General features: G+C 67.7%; 16 protein-coding genes. 6 read left to right on the forward strand and 10 right to left on the reverse strand.

The annotated features are described in order from the left end of the window. Positions 1-303 precede the first annotated feature (303 nt). The 8 genes from U0177_RS09670 to U0177_RS09705 form a co-directional block, all read right to left on the reverse strand. Entirely contained in the window at positions 304-1,776 is a 1,473-nt protein-coding gene (locus tag U0177_RS09670) for a PP2C family protein-serine/threonine phosphatase (RefSeq protein WP_409570412.1), read from the reverse strand. 278 nt (positions 1,777-2,054) lie between these two features. After that, positions 2,055-4,127, reverse strand: coding sequence for a tRNA uridine-5-carboxymethylaminomethyl modification enzyme MnmG/GidA (locus U0177_RS09675; protein ID WP_409570413.1), 2,073 nt, complete (start codon positions 4,125-4,127; stop codon positions 2,055-2,057). A gap of 240 nt (positions 4,128-4,367) precedes the next feature. Further along, positions 4,368-5,420, reverse strand: coding sequence for a glycosyltransferase family 4 protein (locus U0177_RS09680; protein ID WP_409570414.1), 1,053 nt, complete (start codon positions 5,418-5,420; stop codon positions 4,368-4,370). Positions 5,421-5,637: 217 nt separating this feature from the next. Beyond that, on the reverse strand, positions 5,638-7,470 hold the full coding sequence (locus tag U0177_RS09685) for a hypothetical protein (protein ID WP_409570415.1): 1,833 nt from the start codon (positions 7,468-7,470) through the stop codon (positions 5,638-5,640). A 57-nt stretch (positions 7,471-7,527) separates the two neighbouring features. Next, positions 7,528-8,025: a hypothetical protein gene (locus U0177_RS09690; protein WP_409570416.1), complete on the reverse strand. Its 498-nt coding sequence runs from the start codon at positions 8,023-8,025 to the stop codon at positions 7,528-7,530. A gap of 63 nt (positions 8,026-8,088) precedes the next feature. Then, positions 8,089-9,186 (reverse strand): class I SAM-dependent methyltransferase, encoded by a 1,098-nt coding sequence (locus tag U0177_RS09695; RefSeq protein ID WP_409570417.1) that lies wholly within the window; start codon positions 9,184-9,186, stop codon positions 8,089-8,091. A 217-nt stretch (positions 9,187-9,403) separates the two neighbouring features. After that, on the reverse strand, positions 9,404-10,327 hold the full coding sequence (locus tag U0177_RS09700; protein WP_409570418.1) for an NAD(P)/FAD-dependent oxidoreductase: 924 nt from the start codon (positions 10,325-10,327) through the stop codon (positions 9,404-9,406). 137 nt (positions 10,328-10,464) lie between these two features. Continuing rightward, the gene (locus U0177_RS09705; RefSeq protein ID WP_409570419.1) at positions 10,465-10,935 is read right to left on the reverse strand and encodes a hypothetical protein; all 471 of its coding nucleotides are present in this window, start codon (positions 10,933-10,935) and stop codon (positions 10,465-10,467) included. A 189-nt stretch (positions 10,936-11,124) separates the two neighbouring features. Here U0177_RS09705 and U0177_RS09710 point away from each other — a divergent pair, with 189 nt between their 5' ends. Beyond that, a complete protein-coding gene (locus U0177_RS09710) occupies positions 11,125-12,129 on the forward strand; it encodes an alpha/beta fold hydrolase (protein ID WP_409570420.1) in 1,005 nt (334 codons plus the stop codon). Here the strand turns inward: U0177_RS09710 and U0177_RS09715 are convergent. Then, positions 12,089-12,979: a YihY/virulence factor BrkB family protein gene (locus U0177_RS09715; protein ID WP_409570421.1), complete on the reverse strand. Its 891-nt coding sequence runs from the start codon at positions 12,977-12,979 to the stop codon at positions 12,089-12,091. The genes U0177_RS09710 and U0177_RS09715 overlap by 41 nt on opposite strands. Before the next feature lie 241 nt (positions 12,980-13,220). Between U0177_RS09715 and U0177_RS09720 the strand changes: the two genes are divergently transcribed. From U0177_RS09720 to U0177_RS09740, 5 genes are all read left to right on the forward strand, one after another. Further along, positions 13,221-13,661, forward strand: a complete 441-nt coding sequence (locus U0177_RS09720) for a MarR family winged helix-turn-helix transcriptional regulator (protein ID WP_409570422.1) — start codon at positions 13,221-13,223, stop codon at positions 13,659-13,661. A gap of 162 nt (positions 13,662-13,823) precedes the next feature. After that, complete coding sequence (locus tag U0177_RS09725; RefSeq protein WP_409570423.1) at positions 13,824-15,212, forward strand: extracellular solute-binding protein; 1,389 nt, start codon at positions 13,824-13,826, stop codon at positions 15,210-15,212. Between the two features lie 66 nt (positions 15,213-15,278). Continuing rightward, the gene (locus U0177_RS09730) at positions 15,279-16,247 is read left to right on the forward strand and encodes a carbohydrate ABC transporter permease (RefSeq protein ID WP_409570424.1); all 969 of its coding nucleotides are present in this window, start codon (positions 15,279-15,281) and stop codon (positions 16,245-16,247) included. Then, complete coding sequence (locus U0177_RS09735) at positions 16,244-17,083, forward strand: sugar ABC transporter permease (RefSeq protein ID WP_409570425.1); 840 nt, start codon at positions 16,244-16,246, stop codon at positions 17,081-17,083. The genes U0177_RS09730 and U0177_RS09735 overlap by 4 nt, the downstream gene beginning before the upstream one ends. 46 nt (positions 17,084-17,129) lie before the next feature. After that, on the forward strand, positions 17,130-19,043 hold the full coding sequence (locus U0177_RS09740; RefSeq protein ID WP_409570426.1) for an alpha-amylase family glycosyl hydrolase: 1,914 nt from the start codon (positions 17,130-17,132) through the stop codon (positions 19,041-19,043). A gap of 13 nt (positions 19,044-19,056) precedes the next feature. Here U0177_RS09740 and U0177_RS09745 read toward each other — a convergent pair whose 3' ends face one another. Continuing rightward, positions 19,057-19,719 (reverse strand): SOS response-associated peptidase, encoded by a 663-nt coding sequence (locus U0177_RS09745; protein ID WP_409570427.1) that lies wholly within the window; start codon positions 19,717-19,719, stop codon positions 19,057-19,059. Positions 19,720-19,871: the final 152 nt, after the last annotated feature.

Consider the following 19,871-nt stretch of genomic DNA (forward strand, 5'->3'; position numbering starts at 1 on the left):
TTTCTGGGGGCGGCGCAGCCGCCCCCAGGCCCCCACCGCGCAAACGGCGATCTGGCTCGGCCACAAGAGTGTTTTCTGGGGGAGCGCAGCCGCACCCAGGCCCCACCGTGCAAACGGCGATCTGGCTCGGCCACAAGAGTGTTTTCTGGGGGAACGCAGCCGCCCCCAGGCCCCACCGCGCAAACGGCGGTCTGTCTCGGCCACAAGAGTGTTTTCTGGGGACGGCTACGCCGCTTCCAAACCGCATAAGCGGTGTTGTTTCGCAAGCTGGCTTGATTGGGATGGGGGGAGGTATCCGGGGTGCTACTCGCAGACGCGCAGCGCCACGATGGTCATGTCGTCGTGGGGTGGCATGGCGCCCATGAAGCCGCGCGCCGCCGCGAGGATGGATTCGACCACACTGGTAGGCGCGGCGCAGCCGCTGGCGGCGAAGGCCGACTCGAGCCGCTCAAAGCCCCACAGCTCGCGCTCGGCGTTCATGGCCTCAACAATGCCGTCGCTCACCAGCAGCAGGCAATCGCCGGGGCGCAGCGCCAGCACCTGCTGGGCGTAGCTGGCGGTATGCATCGCGCCAAGCGGCAGGCCAAAGCTCTCGATGTAGCGCACCTGCCCGGCGCGCCACAGCAGCGGCGCGACCAGGCCGGCGTTGGCGATCCGCGCCTCGTAGCCGTGCCCGTCGAGCACCACGCTAAGAAACGCGGCATTCTGGCGGCTCTGCATCATGCGCGGGGCCAGGCTGAGATTGCAGGCGCTCAGCAGGTCGCCCTGGTCGTCGTAGGTATCGACAAGCGTCTCGAATGTGTTGAGCGCGAGCGCCATCAGCAGCGCGGCCGGGATGCCCTTACCGCTGACGTCGCCCACCGCCACGCCCAGGCGGCCATCGGCGAAGGTGTGGTAGGCGAAAAAGTCGCCGCCAACCTCTTTCGCAGGCAGCGAGCTGCCGGCCACCTCGATGTTCGGCAGGGTTGGCGTGGCGTGGGGCAGAAGGCTAAGCTGGATGGTGCGCGCCGCCGCCAGCTCGCTGCGCACGCGCTCCTGGGCCTCAAGCGAGCGCGCCAGCTCGGCGGTACGCCGGCCGACCTCGGTCTCGAGGTGCTGGTTGAGCTGAATGAGCGGGTTGAACAGCTGCTGGCGCACGACCTCGTAGGCCATAAACAGCGTGCCGATCGCGATCGTGTACGTCTGCACCGCGATCGCCGGGCTGAGCAGCGCCGCAACGGTGGTGGCCACCACAATCAGCGCGCCAATCAGCAGCGGGCGGTGGCTGCGCCAGGCGGCGTTGCGCGCCAGCAGATACAGCGCCACGCCTTCGTAGAGGTAGTGGAACGCCGAGAGCGCGCTGGCAGCCGGCGAGATGCCGAAATCGATCCCGCCATCAGCGCCGCGGCGCACATCGGTGACCACCGCGTTCTCGATCAGCAGCAGCACGAACAGCGCGTAGATCACCAGCGCGAGCAGGTTGGCGGCGAGCCGCCAGCGCCGCCCGATCGGGTAGAAGCTTTCGATAAACCAGAACAGCGTGACGCCGACAAGCGCGAAGCCAAGCGCCACCCAGTTCATCAGCGCGGCAGGGCTGCCGCCGAGCTGCGGCACATTCACCAGCAGGCGCGCCACAATGCTGAAGCCCATCCAGACGATTATCGCCACTAGAAACAGCGCGAAGCTCTGGTTGGTCCAGCGGCGCGGGCCGAGCCATACCACCAGCAGCAGCGCGGCGAGCGCGACTGTCAGCGTGATTGCGTTAGCGGCCTGGGCGATCCAGAAGAACGATGTCATACTCGTTTGGGGCCTGGCGACGCACCAGGCGGGCAAATCAGAAAGTACCCTAGAATCAACGCAGGTTCGCGAGTGTTTTCGCGAACCTGCGCCGGTATGCGTTTCTATGTAATACTAGCTCTGTTCTCTTTCTTTTTGAGATGGCCTGCACGGCGAAGCCGGGCAGGCTATCTCAAAAAGAAAATTTCGGGGGGCGGCGAAGCAGCTCCCGAACCCCCACTATACAGCAAGTAATTAGCCGAATTTGGTATGGCCGCATGAACGCCGGCGGCACCGCGCTATGTGGCGTGCGGGTGGCCAGGCGGCGGCGTGGCCACGCGCTGCTGCTTCTCGATCGCGATCAGCAGCACGGCGATGTCGGCCGGGTTGATGCCGGAAAGCCGGGCGGCCTGGCCAAGCGTAGCCGGCTGGAACCGCGCCAGCACCTGGCGCGCCTCGTTGCGCAGGCCACGGATCGCGGCGTAGTCGAGGCCTGGCGGCAAACGGCGCGACTCCATCTTGCGCATGCGCTCGACCTCGCGCTGCTGCTTGGCGAAGTAGCCGCCGTACTTGGCCTGCACCTCGGCCTGCTCAGCCACGTCGGGCGGCGCGTCGGGCAGGCCGAGCGCCGGGCGGATCTGGGAGTAGCGCACCTCGGGCCGGCGCAGCAGCTCCTCGGCGGTCATCTCGGCGCTGAGCGGCGCGACGCCATGCGCCGCGAGTGTGGCATTGACGGCGGCCGAGGGGAACACCCGGCGGCCGCGCAGCTCGGCCAGCAGCGCCTCGGCGTGCTCGCGCTTGCGCTCGGCGGCGGCGACGCGTGCCGGCTCAACCAGGCCCAGCTCGCCAGCCAGCGGCGTGAGCCGCAGGTCGGCGTTGTCGTGGCGCAGCAGCAGGCGGTGCTCGGCGCGCGAGGTGAACATACGATACGGCTCGTGGATCGCTTTCGTCACCAGGTCGTCGATCAGCACGCCGATATACGCCTGGTCGCGGCGCAGGATCATTGGCGGCGCGGCGCGCACGAAGCGCGCGGCGTTGACGCCGGCAACCAGACCCTGCGCGGCGGCCTCCTCGTAGCCGGTGGTGCCGTTGATCTGGCCGGCCAGAAACAGGCCGGGCAGGCGCTTGGCGCTCAGATCCGGCGCGATCTCGCCGGTGGCCACGGCGTCGTACTCGATTGCGTAGCCGGCGCGCGTGATCTCGACGTGGCGCAGCGCCGGGATGGCGCGCAGCATGCGCCACTGCACGTCTTCAGGCAGCGAGGTGTTGCAGCCCTGAACATATACCTCGGCGGTGCTCCAGCCCTCGGGCTCGAGGAACATGCCGTGGCGCTCTTTGTCGGCGAAGCGCACGATTTTATCTTCAATGCTGGGGCAGTAGCGCGGCCCTACGCCCTCGATCACGCCGCTGAACAGGGGCGCGCGGCCGAGGTTCGCCTGCACAATCGCGTGGAACTCCGGCGTGGTGTGCACGAGGTAGCACGGCAGCTGCGGCCGCCAGCCGCCAGGCTGGGCGTGCGGGTAGACAGGCGCGGGCTTGCCGACAAAGGCGGGGGCGATAGGAGACGAAAGGCCATCGACGAAGGACGAAGGCCGTGCCGGGCCAGGCCTCTCCTTCGTCGTTTGTCCTTCGTCAATCGTCTCCCCGTAGTAGTGGCCAAACCACAGCGGCACATCGCTGCCCGGCTGCAGCTCGGTGTGGCCGAAATCGATCGTGCGCGCGTCGACCCGTGGCGGCGTGCCGGTTTTCAGGCGCACCAGCGGAAAGCCCAGCGCCGCCAGATCCTGCCCGAGCGCCAGCGCCGGGGCCTCGCCGGCGCGCCCGGCGCCCCAGATCGCCTCGCCGGTGATCGCCCGGCCGCGCAGAAACGTGCCGGTGGTGAGCACCAGCGCGCGCCCGCGGTAGCGGCGGCCAGTGTGGGTGAGCACCGCAAAGCGCTCGGCATCGTCGCCGGCCCCCGGCGCTTGGCTCCCGGCGCCTGGGATGATCCGCTCGACCATGGCCTGCTTGAGATCGAGGTTGGGAATGCGCTCGAGCGCCTCTTTCAGCACCTTGGCGTACAGCCGTTTATCGCACTGGGCACGCAGCGCCTGCACCGCCGGGCCTTTGCTCTCGTTCAGCAGCCGGATCTGAATATACGTCGCGTCGGTAACGCGCGCCATCAGCCCGCCCATGGCGTCGATCTCGCGCACCAGGTGGCCTTTGGCCGGCCCGCCGATCGACGGGTTGCACGACATGTGGCCGAGCTTGTCGAGGTCGATCGTCAGCAGCAGCGTGCGGCAGCCCATGCGCGCGGCGGCGGCGGCGGCCTCGCAGCCGGCGTGCCCAGCCCCGACCACAATCACGTCGTAGAGAGGTGTGTCGCTGTTCATAGGCCACGATTATACCATGGCGGCCTGCGCAGCGCCGCCCGGCTGCGCGCCAACAAAAAAGGCTGCCCCGTGTGGGGGCAGCCAGAAAAAATTGAGGAGCGGCTAATACAATAAAGGCCGACGGATTTAGTTTTGGTTGCCGGCTACAAATGAAATTGCCGCTGCGTGATTGTTCTATGTATATGAACGCCAGGTAGCGGCGCCCCGGTACGCCCAACGTATAACAAAATGTTCATCGCGCTACCGCTGCAGCAGGCGCCGGTACAGCGTCGCGAAGCCCTGGCCAAGCTGCTGGTAGCCAAACGCCTGCGCAACCTTGGCGCGGCCGTGCTCGCCAAAGCGCCGGCGCAGCCCGGCATCTTCGCCCAGCCGGCGCACCGCCTCGGCGTAGGCCGCAACGTCGTCGCGCGCGCACAAAAAGCCGTTCAGCCCGTCGTCGACAACCTCGGGCAGCGCCGAGATATTGGTGGTGACGACGGGGCGGCCGCACAGCAGCGCCTCGGCCGGGGCGATGCCGAAGCCCTCGAGGCGCGAGGGGAACAGCAGGATATCGCAGCTCTGGTAGGCCGCCACCAGCCCGGCGCGGTCGGGCGAGCCGATCGAGATCATGCGCGGGTGCGGCGGGGCGGCCTCGCTGCCCTGAAAGCCGCCGGTGTAGAACAGCACGTAGCTGGCCGGCAGCCGCTCCATGATCTTCGGCAGCAGCTCAAAGCCCTTGCGGCGGGTGCGGTTGCCGACGAACAGCAGCCGGATGTGCTCGCCGCGCGGCGCGTCGCGCCACGGCGGCAGGCCGTCGTCGCGGCGAGCCATGCCGGGCGTCGGCACAAACACGTCGGTATCGATCCCATCGTAGATCAGCACCGTGTCGCGCTTGCCGTAGGTCTGCTCGACCTGGCGCTGGGTGTAGCGCGACACGCACACCACCGCGTCGGCCGCGCGGATCGACCAGCCGTCGTAGCGGCTCTCGACCAGGCGGTAGAACAAGCGCTGCTGCAGTGACGAATACGGCTGCAGGTCGGGGTCGGTGGTGAGGTGATGCACAGTGGTGACGAGCGGGCGGCCGGGTGCGCGCAGCGCGAAGGCCACGCGCGAGCGGCCCTGCACGATGTCGAAGTTCTCGTACCAGCGCGCGGGCAGGCCGCGCCCAAGCAGCCAAGGCGCGAAGTTATACAGCTCGGGCAGGCGCAGCAGCTCGGCGCCGGGCATGCCGGCGCGCCGCACCGCGCGCAGAATATTCTGGATGCCAAAATCGACGCCGCCGCGGCCGGTGGGCGAAATATATAATGGTCGCATATACTTCCTTGCAGGCGCCTATAGCCGAGCGCAGAGCGCGATAGCTCGTGTCAACACGAGAAACGCGGCGTCCTCCTGCGTGGGAGGCTTGGAGGGCGCAAGCCCTCCAAAATCACCCCTCCTTTTTGTCCGGTCGTGGCCACCGCGGTGGCCACGATCTAAAGGAGTTTGTCGGCGGCTTCGCCGCCCCCCGAACCCACCATGTAGCTCGTGTCACCTATGAAGTGCGCAGCTCGCGCGCGTTGTCGATAATAATCAGCAGGCCAGTCAGCAGCGCCAGCACCACGATCACCGGCTTGAAGAACTCGATCAGCAGCACCAGCATCGTCAGCAGCGCCAGGCCAACCACGAAGTTGCTGATGAAGTTCTGCGCGCGCCGCTTGAACAGCGCCTCGAGAAACGCGAAAATGCCGAGCATCGAGAGCAGGCCGATCCACCACTGCCGCGAGATCAGGCCAATGATGATCGTGGTGATCAGCAGCAGCCCGACGCTCAGCGCGCTCCAGACCTCGGCGAAGCGGCCGAGGCGAATGTCGTCGGGGCTGGTGGGCAGCTGCGGCAGGCGCAGGTGCGCGCGCGGCGGGCCGAAGTCGTTGGTGGCCAGCCGCGCGGCGCGGGCGGCGAACTGGGCCAGCGACTGCTCGTTGGTGGCGCGCCGCGCGCGCAGCCGGTTGCACTCAACCGCCACCGCGCGCGCGCGGCGGATCAGCTCGGCGGTGCGCTGGCGCATGTGCGGCAGGTGCTGGATGGCCTCGATCTCGGCTTCCAGGCCGATCGCCAGCGCCACCTTGGCCTCAATCTGCCCCGACAGCTCGGCCTGCTCGTCGAGCAGCCGCTGGCGCTGGGCGATCAGCGCGTCGAGCGCGCGCCCCGGCGGCGGCACTTTGTCGAGGCCACACCAGCCCACCGGGTTGTACCACAGGCTGTTCACCGTGCCGTCGCGGTTGAACTTGGGGCGCGCGGGCGCGTCTTCGCCTTCGAGCGGGTCGCCGGTGTGCAGGCCCCACAGCCCGCGAAAGCCATCGACCCAGGCCGGCGCCAGGTGGCCGGGCGCGGATTGCAGCAGGTGCATCTGCCACTGCAGCGGCTGGCCCGCGCCAATGCGCGCGCCGTCGCCGCGCGCGTAGTCGACGAACGGGATGCGCACCGCGCCGGCCTCGCGCCACTCGATCGGGTCGCCGCCCTGGCGCAGCCGCTCGCGCCAGAAAATGCGCACGCGCCGCCAGATCCGGAGGATCGGCGCGCTGAACGGCACCTCGGCGGTGGGCAGGTACTCGCCGGGGAAGAAGTAGTTGGCGTGCGCCCCGGCGGCCACGTACACCACCGGATGTTCGCCGATCTTGGTGATGTCGGGGTCGTCCCAGCGCCGGCGCATGTCGTCGCCCTGGAACTCGTGCGATGAGTAGGCCAGCCAGCAGGGCCGGGCGTTGCCGTCGGCGTCCTCCACCAAGTACACCATCACCGGCTCCCAGTCGCCCTCGTGGTCGTTCACGCCATTGAACGACGAGCGCCAGTCGTTGAAGGCGTAGAAGAACCAGTACTGCAGCACGGTGTAGCCATGCTCGCGCACCACCCGGCCGTAGTAGCACGGCTGATCGCCGGCCGACTGCAGGGCCTGGTAGCGCAGCGCGGCGGCGGCGGCCGAGCCGCCCGGCACCCGGCCGCGCAGCAGCAGCGACACCGAGAACACCAGGTCGCCAAGCCGCGAGAGGATGCCGACGCGCGCCAGCCGGCCGCGCCCCGGCCGGAACTCGCGCAGCGTGGATGCCTGGTAGAACTGCTGGATCTCGCGGCGCGGCAGCGGGTCGACGAAGTGCAGGTAGTAGATCGCCCCCGGCACGTCGGGCCAGGGCTGCGTAAGCCGCTCGGCGGTGAGCTTGCCGCGCGGCACAAGCACGCGCGCCGGCTCATTCGGCCGCTTGACGCACAGCGCGCAGCTCTCGATATAGCGGCTGGCGTCCATTGGCAAGAACTGCTCGCCTTTGGTAAAGAACGCCACCGGCTCAAAGCGCCGCAGCAGGCCGATCTCGTGTTCGCTGATCTGCTCCATACGCTGTTGTCGGCTCGAAAGCGGCACTCATATTAGCTGCGCGGGCCAGGGCGGCGCCTAGCCGCGGCGGCGCAGCAGCGAACGATGCTCGCGCGCATCGGCGGGCTCTTCCCAGGTATCGTGCAGGCGCGTGTTATCGTTGGGGTCTTCGATCAGGCCGAGCGTCTGCTTCACCTCGCGCAGGTTCAGCAGAAAGCATAGCATAGCCGAGATCAGCATAGCCCAGTACATTGGGTCGTGGCGCCAGTAGTCGATCAGCAGGATCAGCAGGTGCACGCCCAGCCCGATGATCGCCATCAGCCAGGCCCAGCCGCGCAGCTGCAGCAGGCCGATCCCACTGGTGAGCATGATCAGGCCGATCAGCACCTGCCCGCCCAGCAGCACGACATCGAGCCGGCTGATCTGGTCGAGCACGCTCAGCGCCTGGGCCTGGCTGAGCTGCAGTGCCTCGGGCCACAGCGCCAGCAGCGTCACCAGGCCGGCGGTGAGCATCAGCGCCAGGCCGTAGAGCACCAGCAGAACGCCGACCAGGGTTATGCTGCGGGGTCGTCGCATATGTTCTGGGCTTGCAGCTTACAAGGCGGCAGGTGAGCCCTACCACGAGCTTGCCAGCCGGCTCTACGGCTTCTCGACCACAATGAAGTAGCTGCCCGACTTCAGCCGGCCGAACAGCCACAGATCCAGCTCCATCACTAGCGTGACGGCCAGCAGCGCGTAGTAGGCCGGGCCACGGCGCTCGAGCCGGCCGCGCATGCGCTGGCGCGCGCGGATCTCGCGGTCAGTCCCGTCGCCAGACGAAAGACCAAGGATAGAGGACGAAGCAGCTGTCGGCACAAGATCTTTGGTCGTTGGTCGTTGGTCGTTGGTCTTCCGTCCTAACACCGCCTCGCCCAGCTTCATCAGCACGTGCTCGACAAAGCTGGTGAACACACTGTTCCAGAACACGATCTTCACCGGGCGCAGGCCGGCCACGCGCATGGCGTCGAGCACATCGTCCCAGGTGCGCAGCGCCTTGATGTGGTCGGACTTGCGGCGGGCCTGGCGCTGGAAATCGTACACGCCGGCGCGCACGAACAGCTGCCCGAGCTTGCGGCTTGCGTCGGTGAGCAGCTGCAGCGACGACGGGTCGCTGGTGTTTGAGAACACGAACAGCCGCCCGCCGGGCCGCAGCACGCGCGCCGTCTCGGCCAGGTAGGCGTCGATGACGTCGCGCGGGAAGTGCTCGAGCACGTCGATCGAGAAGGCCTTGTCGATCGTGTTCGCGGCAAACGGCAGCCGGCGCGAGTCGGCCTTGGCCAGCGCAACCTGCTCCACCGCCGCGTCGGCAAACATGGTCGCCGGGTCGGAGCCGATCATCAGGCGCACCTTGCCGGCATTCCAGACGGCGTGCTTGGCGGTGCCGCAGCCGTTGTCGAGCGCCACGTCGGTGGCCCGAAAGTCGAGCAGGCGCGCCAGCGCGCGGTCGCGCACGCCGGCGGCCAGCAGCGGCGGCGCCAGCTCGCGGTAGTCGAGCTCTTCGGCCAGCTGCTCTTCCTCGGAGACATACTTCGAGACATAGCCGAACTCAACCGCGCGCGGCATCAGGTCGATATAGCCGCCGTGGTTCGGGTAGTCGTTGTTGCAGGATGCGCAGTGCACTCCCGCGTCGCGCACCAGCAGGTCGCGCGAGCCGCAGGTGGGGCATTGCAGCAGCCGGTAGAGATCGGTCGGCACCATACCAAACACCACCCATAGTATTGCTGAATACGGCTGGCATTCTACCATAGGTTGGTTGCTGCTATTAGAAGCTGTCTGAAAAGGGTGGTTTGGAGGGACTTCGTCCCGCCAAATATCACTTTTTCTGGTGGGTGGCGGCCATATTTGTGGCCGCCACCCACCAGAAGGGAAGTACGAGGGGCATAGCCTCTCGCGCACCCCTTTGGCGCGGGCGCGGCTAGTCGTCTTTGAGGTCTGCGGGGTACAGGAAGTAGTTCGCGGCCGAGGCGGCCTGGCCGCCTTCGTGGACGGCAGTGCTGACCTGGTGGGCAAACAAGCGCGTGACATCGCCGGCCGCGAACACGCCGGGCACGTTGGTCTGCTGCTCGACATCGGTTTCGATATAGCCGCGATGGCTGAGCCGCACGCCCAGCGCGGCGGCCAGCTGCGTCTGCGGCGTGGCGCCGTGCTGGCAGAACAGCTGGTCAAGCGCGATCCGCCGCCCGCCGCGCGTCCGCAGCGCCTCGAACTGGCCGTCGCTGCCGATCGCCGTGGCGATCTTGTCGCACACAAGCTCGATGCCGGCGCGCGCCAGGCGCTCGCGGAACTTCGGGCTCAGCGCGCACTCGGCGCTGTCGGTCAGCAGCGTCACGCGCCCGGCGAAGCGCCCGAGCTGCAGCGCCTCGGCTGCGGCGGCGTCGGTGTTGCCCGTCACAACCACGCGCGCACCCTTGCAGCCGTAGCCGTCGCAGGTAATGCACCAGAACATGCTGCGGCCGACGTAGGCGTCCCAGCCGTCGAAGTGCGGGTAGTGATCGACCACGCCGGTCGCCAGGATCAGCGCGCGCGCCTGCCAGGCGCCATTCTGGGCTGTGGCCACGAACAGGCCGCCGGGCGCGCGCCGGATGGATTCGACCTTGTGCTCGCGCACGTGCACCTGCGCGTACTCGGCCAGCTGGCGGCGCCCCAGCGCGCGCAGCTCGCGCGCGGCAACCCCACCGGGGAAGCCAAGGTAGTTATAGTTCACCTGGTGCCACGTCGAGCGGCCCTGCCCCGCGTCGAACAGCAGCACCTGCCGATCGTAGCGCGCCAGGTACAGCGCCGCCGAAAGGCCGGCCGGCCCGCCGCCCACCACAATCACGTCGAACAGCTCGTCGTTCATCCAGCACCCGCGCGTAAGAGGCCGTCTGAAAAGGGAGCGCGAGGGATGTAGCCCCTGGTACTGCGCCTTTTCAGCCAGGCCGAAGCCAATTGCCGCACGGGCTGTACAGCAAGAGGCGTGCGCGCGTGGGCCGAAGGCTACCCAGCATCTTCGGCCGTATCGGCAACCGGCGCCTGCCAGGCGTGCAGCTGGGCCTTGATCTGCCGGATATGCTCGCGCGCGTCGTCGATGTCGGCCGCCAGGTGCGGCGGGCGGTCGCGCTCGGCGAACTGGGCCGCCTGGCGCAGCTGAACTGCCAGCCGCCGCCGGAAGGCGTCGAGCAGGCGCAGCTGCTGGGCGACATCCTCGGGGTTGGCGATCTCCTGGTCGTCGGGCAGGTCGGCGACGACTTCGCCCCAGCCGCGCAGCAGCGCCTTGATCCGGCCGATCTCGCCGCGCGCCTGCACCAGCGCCAGCGCGGTCTCGGCCGGCGGCTGCGCCGCGTCGCCGGCGCGCTGCTGCGCCAGCACCACCCGCAGCGCCGCGCGCCAGCCGCCCAGAAGATCGGTGTAGGCCGCCACGATCGGCTCGCGCGACTGCGCATCCGCCGGAAGGGAAACGTGATCCATCAGCGCACTCCTTTTTCACACAGGCTACGCGGCGCTTTTTGCCCCGGCAGCGCGGTACTGGCCATCCTCGCTGATACCGGCCGCGCCCCGCATCCCGATCGCGCATCTACAACGTAGTACTTAGCGGTAGGAATGGTGGAACGCAAGTTGATACAGCGAAACCTGATTATATAGACGAGGAGTGTGAAGATGACGTTACGCAAACCAAACCGAGCCCGGCGCGCGATCACGCGCGGGCTGCTCGGCCTGCCGCTGGCCGCCGCCGCCGCCGGCATCGCCTATAGCAACTATGGCGTCGACCACGCGATGGCGCTGCCGCACGCGCTCGTCGGCGAGCGCCGCGAGCTGGCCGGCCGCGCCGGTAAGCTCAGCTACTACACCGACGGCCAGGGCGAGCCACTGCTGCTGATCCATAGCATCAACGCCGCCGCCTCGGCCTACGAGGTGCGCCCGCTCTACGATCACTACCGCAACAGCCGCCGGGTGTACGCGCTCGACCTGCCGGGCTTTGGCTTTTCCGAGCGCTCGGATCGCGAGTACTCGCCGCGGCTGTATGTCGACGCGATCCTCGATATGCTCGACCAGATCCACCGCGACACCGGCGCCGAGGAGGTCGACGCGCTGGCGCTCTCGCTGGGCTGCGAGTTTCTAGCGCGCGCCGCCAGCGAGAACCCGCATCGCTTCGATACCATCGCGCTGGTTGCGCCCACCGGCATGCGCGCGAACGACCGGCTCTACGGCCCGGACGGCAGCGTGCGCGGCAACCAGGCGGTCAAGGCGGGGTTCGACCGCGCGCCGTGGGGCTTGCCCTTCTACGATGCCCTGGTCAGTCGCCCCAGCCAGCGCTACTTCCTCGAAAAAACCTTTGGATCGAAAGAGGCCGTCGACCAGGGGATGCTCGAGTACGACTACCTGACGGCGCACCAGCCCGGCGCGCAGCACGCGCCCTACGCGTTTATTGCAGGCCTGCTGTTCAGCGCCGACATCAGCCGGGTGTACGATGCGCTTGAGATGCCGGTGTTCGCGGCCCACGGCGTGCGCGGCGACTTCACCGACTACGGGCGGCTGCGCGAGTACGCGGCGCGCGGCAATTGGGCAACCGCCGAGTTCCAGACTGGCGCGATGCCCTACTTCGAGGTTCCCGAGCAGTTCATCACCGCGTACGACGCGTTTCTGGCGCGGGCGGTGGCGTAAGGCCGGCGGCCGCGCGGCGGCTGCCATAGCGCCGAGCGTAGCAGCAGGTGAACTCGCCGCCCAGAAATAGCACCTGCGACGAAAGGTACACCCAGGCGATCAGCGCCAGAATTCCGCCGACCAGGCCGTACTCCTTGTAGCTGCTCCAGGCGATGTAGTAACTAATCGCCGCCTGGAGCAGCGTCCACAGCACTGCCGTCAGCGCCGCGCCCAGCCACACATCGCGCCAGGCCACCTCGGTCTGCGGCAGGTACTTCAGCAGCAGCGCAAAGACCAGCGCCAGTACCAGCAGGCTGATCAGCCCGTGCGCCAGCGCCCACAGCAGCACACCGCCCGGCAGCAGGGCCATAAGCCCGCCCAGCGCGGTCAGCAGCGCGCTGACGATCATCGACACCAGCAGCAGAAACGCGGCGGCCAGCACCAGCGCAAACGAGAATATCGTTGCACGCAGGAATTGAAGCGGCCCGCCGCGGTCGGGCGCCTGCAGCCCCCAGATGATATTGAACGCGCTCACAAGCTCGCCGAACACCCACGAGGCGCCTAGCAGCAAGAATATGCCCCCAAGCACGCCGCTGGCTCGGCGCGTGTGCTGCGCGGCCTGCAGCGTCTGCACAAACTCGTCGCGGAAGCCGCCGGTCACGCGCGCCAAGGCGTCGAGAATGGCGTCGCGCGCGGCGTCGGAGTTGTACAGCAGCAGCTGGATGAGCGCCAGCGCCACCAGGATCAGCGGGAAGAGCGAAAACAGTGTGTAGTACGAGAGCGACGCGCCCAGGCGCAGGCAGTTGTCGGCCTGCCACTTCAGCGCGGCCTCGCGCAGCAGCCGAAAAAAGTTGACCCAGCGCGCTCGCATACGCAACCTCGTCAGTATTCCTCGCCAATGCTATAGCCACTCGCGTGCCACGCGTGCGCGCTGCACACGCCGCCACAAGACGCCGAAAATTCCCTCTTGACAAACCGCGTGGCCAGGTATATAGTTGCTACATCAACTAATTTACTTGCAACTATATACATCGCAACGAATCTTCGAACCTACGGGGCAAGCACAGCGGCCCAGGTCTTTTCAGGCTGCTTCTCGAACGAATGGAGGCGCCATGAGCACCGGCGACCTGTACACCCGGCTACAAGCGGCGTTTCTGCTGCTCGACGACGGCGACCGGCGGCTGCTGGCGCGCCACGGCCTGACGCCAACCCAGCTCGCAACGCTCAACGCGCTGGATCCATTCGAAGGCCACCGGCTGATCGACATCGCGGGCCGGCTGCTTGTCGATAAAAGCACCGTCACGCGGCTGATCGACCGGCTCGAGCAGCAAGGGCTGGTGCAGCGCGTCGCCGACCCGACCGACCGGCGTGCCCAGCGCGTGCGCCTGACGGCCAGCGGCGTCGCGCGGCGCGCGCAGGCGCAGGCCGCCCACGACCAGTCGATCGCGCTGCGTCTCGGCGCGCTGCGCCACACCGATATCGCCTACATCGGCAGCCTGCTCGGCACGCTCAACGCCTCGCTCCAAGAGCAGCTCGGCCACGACACGCCCTAGCCTGGCGCAACACCGCCTAGTCGCAGGCCGGCGGCGCACCGGCCTGGCTACGGCATACCCATGTTGCGGCGCCGGCTACGGCCAAGGAAAGGAGGCACAAACGCACCAGATCCACCCGAAACGTTTGTCGATACAAATTCTCGCTATGCAAAGGAGCAACACATGCTACGTATTTCGCTGAAGCCGATCGCGGCGCTGGTGCTTCTCGCATTCGTGCTGGCCGCCTGTGGCCAGGCCAGCAGCACCAGCGCGCCAACCGCCGCCGCGCCTGCGCCCGAGGCCACCAAAGCGCCCGAGGCCACCAAAGCGCCTGCAGCCGAGCCGACCAAGGCGCCCGAGGCTACCGCTGCGCCCGAGGCCACCGCCGCGCCTGCGGCCGAGCCGACCAAAGCGCCCGATCCAACGCCCGCGCCCGACGCGCTCGGCAGCGGCAGCACCGAAATCGTGATCTGGCACGGCTGGCAGGGCGACTACTACGAGGCGATCAAAAAAGCCTTCGCCGACTACGCCGGCAAGAACAATGTAAAGATCACGCTGCTGCGCGTGCCCGACCTGAACAACAAGGTGCAGGTAGCCGTGCCCAGCGGCCAAGGCCCCGACCTGATCGGCTGGGTCGACGACCAGATCGGCAAGAACGCGCTCAGCGGCACCATCCAGCCGGTCGATAGCCTGGGCATCACCGCCGACTACCTGAAGCAGAACTTCACCGACGTGGCCAGCGCGGCCATGATCTACGACGGCAAGGTCTACGGCATCCCCGAGTCGCTCGAGGCGATCACCTTTATCTACAACAAGAAGCTGATCAAAGAAGCCGACCTGCCCAAGAGCACCGACGACCTGCTGGCCAAAGCCAAGGCCTACAACGGCCCCGACAAGTACCTGTTCGTGTATAACCCCAAAGACGCCTACTTCTCGGCGCCGTGGTGGCAGGGCTCGGGCGTTACGCTCGTCACCCCCGACGGCACCACCGAGCTTGCCAGCGACAAGGCCCTGCAGGCAGCGAATCTGATCAAAAGCTTCAGCACGATCATGCCCAAAGAGATCGACTACGGCGTGGCCGACACGCTGTTCAAAGAGGGCAAGGCCGCGATCATTATGAACGGCCCGTGGGCGATTGCCGACTACCAGAAGGCCGGGCTCGACGTCGGCCTGGCGAAGATCCCGGTAGTGAGCAATTCGAGCCAGCCTGGCAAGCCGTTTGTCGGCGTCAAGCTGCTGATGCTGGCGGCCAACGCCAAAAACCCGCAGGCCGCCGTCGAGCTGATGAAGTACTACGGCAGCGCCGATGTGCAGGCCGCGCTCGCGAAGGTGAACAAGCAGGTGCCGGCAAACAAGGCCGCGCAGGAGCAGGTGAAGGACGACCCGATTATCGCCGGCTTTATTGGCCAGGCGGCCAACGGCGTGGCGCTGCCGAACACCCAGTTTATCGACGCGATGTGGGATCCGATCGCCAAGACGCTCGAGGCGATCTGGAGTGGCGCGTCGCCGCCCGAGCAGGCGATCAAAGATGGCGCGGCGCTGTTCAACGAGAAGGCCCAGGATCTGAAGTAGGCCGGCTACCGGCAGCCGCCAGCGGCAACCTGCTCGCGGCTGCCGGCCAACCTCCGGAGGAATGCTATGGCTCAGCCACTCACAACAGCACAGCCCGCGCCGGCGTCGGCGCGCGCGCGCGGCCGAACCCAGCGGCAAACGCTCACCGCCGCAGCCTACCTCACGCCGGCGCTGCTCGGCATTGTCATCGTGAATGTTCTGCCGATCTTCTATAACCTGTACATGTCGTTCACCAACCGCAACGGCCCGGCGCGCTTCGCCGAGGGCAAGTACAAGCTGGTGGGCTTCGACAACTACACCCGGCTGCTGACCCAATCCGATTTCTATATTGTGCTCGCCAAGACGCTGCTGTACGCTGCAGTGTGCGTCGCGCTGTTCTTTGTCGTCGGGCTGGCATTCGCGCTTATCCTCAACCACCCGGCCATTCGCGGCCGCGCGATCTGGCGCACGCTGATGATCCTGCCCTGGGCGGTGCCCACCTGGATCACCGCGCTGATCTGGAAGTTCCTGTTCCACGGCCAGTACGGCCCGATCAACCAGATCCTACGCGCCGCCGGCATCGCCGCACCCGACTGGCTGCTGAACGCCGGCACCGCGTTCGCGGCGATCACGATCGTGAACCTGTGGATGAGCTACCCGTTCTTTATGCTCATTCTGCTGGGCGGCCTGCAGTCGATCCCGGCGGATATGTACGAGGCCGCCAGCATCGACGGCGCCAGCTGGTGGCGCCAGCTGTTCAGCATTACGCTGCCGCTGCTGCGCCCGGTGGCGCTGCCGGCGGTGATCCTGAGCGCGATCGCGCAGTTCCAGATGTTCAACACCGTCTGGCTGATGACCAAGGGCGGCCCGGTGCAGCGCGTCGGCCAGCCTGGCGCCACCGAGCTGCTGCTGGTGTGGGCCTACAACCAGGGCTTCCAGGGCGCCCAGCGCTTCGGCCTGGTGTCGGCGTTCGCGATCGTGGTGTTTATTATCCTGCTGGGCATCACCGCGCTGTATATCCGTGTCACGAACGCGACCAAGGGGGTATACGAATGATTACCGCGCGCACTCGCCCGCTCACTGCGGTGCTGCTGCACCTGGCGCTGCTGCTTGGCACGATCTTTTCGGTGTTCCCGATCTATTTCGTGGTGCAGGCCTCGCTCCGCCCCGGCAATACGCTGTATTCTACCCAGCTGCAGCTGCTGCCGGTGAACGCCACGCTCGACAACTACCGCTATATGCTGACGCAGACCGAGCTGCCGCTCTGGCTCTGGAACAGCACCAAGGTGGCGCTCTCGACCACCGCCGCCACTCTGCTGATCACCGTGACGGCCGCCTACGCGCTCTCGCGCTTTCGCTTCCGTGGCCGCGGCCTGCTGCTCGGCGGGATGCTGGCGCTCCAGGCGTTCCCCGGCTTTCTGTCGATCGTCGCGTTCTACCTGATCCTGAACCGGCTAGGTCTTACCAACACGCACCTTGGCCTGATCCTGATCTACGCCGCCGGCGCGATCGTCTTCAATGTCTGGAATCTCAAGGGCTACTTCGACACCATCCCCGTCGATCTCGAGGAGGCCGCGATGATCGACGGCTGCACCCCCACCCAGGCGTTTGTGCGCGTGATGCTGCCGCTGGCGCGCCCTTCGCTGGCGGTGACGGCGCTGTTCGGTTTCCTGGCGGGCTGGAATGAGTATATCTTCGCGCAGACGCTGTTGTTCGACGAGAGCAAGTATACCGCCCCGGTGGGCATTTTCGCCCTGCAAGATACCTACAGCCAGCCGTGGGGCTGGTTCGCGGCTTCGTCGCTGATCGTCTCGGTGCCGGTGGTGATCTTGTTCCTGTACCTCCAGCGCAGCCTCGTGTCGGGCCTTTCGGCTGGCGGCGTGAAGGGCTAGCAGCCGCGCGTGGGCCGCGCCGGCGGCCGGTAAGAAGGAGCTTCTTGTGATCGATCAAACACCCGCGCCTTCGGCCGATTTCGTCTTCGGCACGCAGGCCACCGACGCGCTGCGGCTGGCGCAGCTGCGCGCGGCGCGCGCGGGCCTCGCGCACGCCCAGCGCATCGACCCGCCCGACCCGCGCCCTGGCGAGCCGGTGACCGTCGCGCTCTCGATCGGCCCGCGCGTCGCCGCCGACCACGCCGCCTGCTACTACACCACCGACGGCAGCGAGCCCGCCGGCGCGCGCGGCGTCGCCACCACCGGCACGGCGCTCGCGCTCACGCGCACGGCCGTCGAGTGGGATACCCTGCTGTGGGGCTATGTCGAAACCTGGGCCGCCACCATCCCACCTCAGCCCGCCGGCACGCTCGTGCGCTACCGCCTCGAGGCCTGGCTCGCGCGCGCCGACGCGTCGCACTGGGCCAGCGAGATCGCCGGAGTGATCGGCGGAGAGCAGCCGGCACACGCCGAGCCGTTCGACGCCGAGCTGTTCGCGGTGCCGGGGCAGCCGCCGCTCTGGCCGGTGCGCCGCACCGGCAGCTACGCCTACCACGTCGACACCGAGCCCGTGCCCGCCTGGCTGCGCGACGCCGTGATCTACCAGGTGTTTGTCGATCGCTTCGCCCCCGACCCCGGCCGCCCCTTCGCCAGCCCTGCCGCGCTCGACGGCTTCTACGGCGGCACACTGCGCGGCCTGACCGAGCGGCTCGACTATATCGCCGCGCTTGGCGCCACCTGCCTGTGGCTCTCGCCGATCTTCCCGAGCCCCTCGCACCACGGCTACGATGCCACCGACTACCAGGCGGTCGAGCCGCGCCTGGGCAGCGCCGCCGACCTGCGCGCCCTGCTCGACGCCGCCCATGCCCGCGGCCTGCGCGTCGTCCTCGACTACGCTGCGAACCACATCTCGAGCGAGCACCCGGCCTTTCGCGCGGCCCAGGCCGACGCCGAGAGCGCGGCGGCGCGCTGGTTCACGTTCACGCGCTGGCCGGCGCACTACCTGAGCTTCTTCGGCGTGGCGCACATGCCGCAGATCGACAGCGACTCGCCGCCCGCGCGCGCGTACATGATCGAGAGCGCGTGCGGCTGGCTGGCGCAGGGTGTCGACGGCTTCCGGCTGGACTACGCCAACGGGCCGTCGCACGCGTTCTGGAGCCAGTTTCGCGCCGCGACCCGCGCCATTCGCCCCGACAGCATCACGCTTGGCGAGGTGGTCGAGACGCCAGTACTGCAGCGAACCTACCTGGGCCGGCTAGACGGCTGCCTCGACTTTGTGCTGATGCAGGCGCTGCGCCAGCTGTTTGTGTTTGGCTCGATCGGGCCGGTGGCATTCGACGACTTCCTGAGCCGGCACCTGGCGTTCTTCGCGGGCGACTTCACGCTGCCGTCGTTTCTCGACAACCACGACATGAACCGCTTCCTGTGGGCGGCGGGCGGCGACGTGCGCCGGCTGCGGCTGGCGGCGCTGTGCCAGTTCACGCTGCCGCACCCGCCGATCGTCTACTACGGCACCGAGGTCGGGCTTTCGCAGGCGCGCGACGTGCGCTACGCCGACGGCGGCGGCCACCCCGAGGAATCGCGGCTGCCGATGCTGTGGGGCGCGGCGCAGGACCAGGCGCTGCTGGCGTTCTACCGCCAGCTGATCGCGCTGCGCCGGCGCCACAGCCTGGCGTGGCGTGGCGAGCGCGCCACGCTGCTCGCCGACGACGCCAGCGGCCTGTATGCCTACCGCTGCGGCGCCGGCGCGGGCGCGGTGATTGTGGCGCTCAATACCGGGGAGGCGCTTCAGCGCTGCGACCTGGCGGCGCACGGCTGCGCGCTGGCTTTGGCCAGCGGCGATGGGGTTGAGCTGAGCGCCGATGGCGAGCTGCTGCTGCCCGCGCTTACGGGCGCGGCGCTGGTGGTTGCGGCCAGCTAGGTGGGTGTTGCTGCTACGCCGCGGCAGGCTGCATCAGCTCGGCGCCATCGTGGGCCGGGCTGTTCACCGCGCGCGATACCGGGTACGCCTCCATCGCGTCGGCGGGGTAGGCTTCAAGCATCCCCATCAGCCGCGCCGCGTCGCTATCTTTGCTCAGCCAAGCGTCTTCATCCTCGCGCCGCAGGATCGCCGGCATGCGATTGTGGATCGGCGCCACCAGCTCATTCGGCGCCGTAGTGATGATCGTATAGCTGTAGAGCTCGTTGCCCTCGCGGTCGCGCCAGATGTCGTACAGGCCGGCGAAGGCGAACAGATCGCCACCGCGCAGCCGGATGCAGAAGGGCTGCTTGCCCTTCTCGAGCTTCTGCCACTCGTAGAACCCGCTGGCTGGCACCAGGCAGCGCCGGCTTTTGAATGGGCCGCGAAACACCGCGCTGGTTGCGATCGTCTCGGCGCGGGCGTTGATCGTCGAGAACGACGTGCGCGGCTCTTTCGACCACGCCGGTACGAGGCCCCACTGCATCTCGACCAGGCGGTTGGGGCTGTTGCGCACCACCACTGGCATGAGCTGGCTGGGGGCCACGTTATAGCGCGGCAGCAGCGGCAGCTGCGCCTCGGCGGCCTGAAAGCGCTCGGCGACTTGCTCGGCCTGAACAAGCGTGTAGCGTCCACACATGGCTCTTCCTTCTTTCTACTAACTCGTATGTGCGAGTATAGCACACCGTTGTGACAGCGAGTGTCGCACCCGAGCGGTATGCTATGATGCATGCAAGCGGCGTACCGCTCTCCAAGATCGCGCGCGGGAGGGCTTCGCGTGAGCCCTGCTAG

Source organism: Kouleothrix sp. (genome assembly GCF_046328425.1).
GTDB lineage: Bacteria > Chloroflexota > Chloroflexia > Chloroflexales > Roseiflexaceae > Kouleothrix.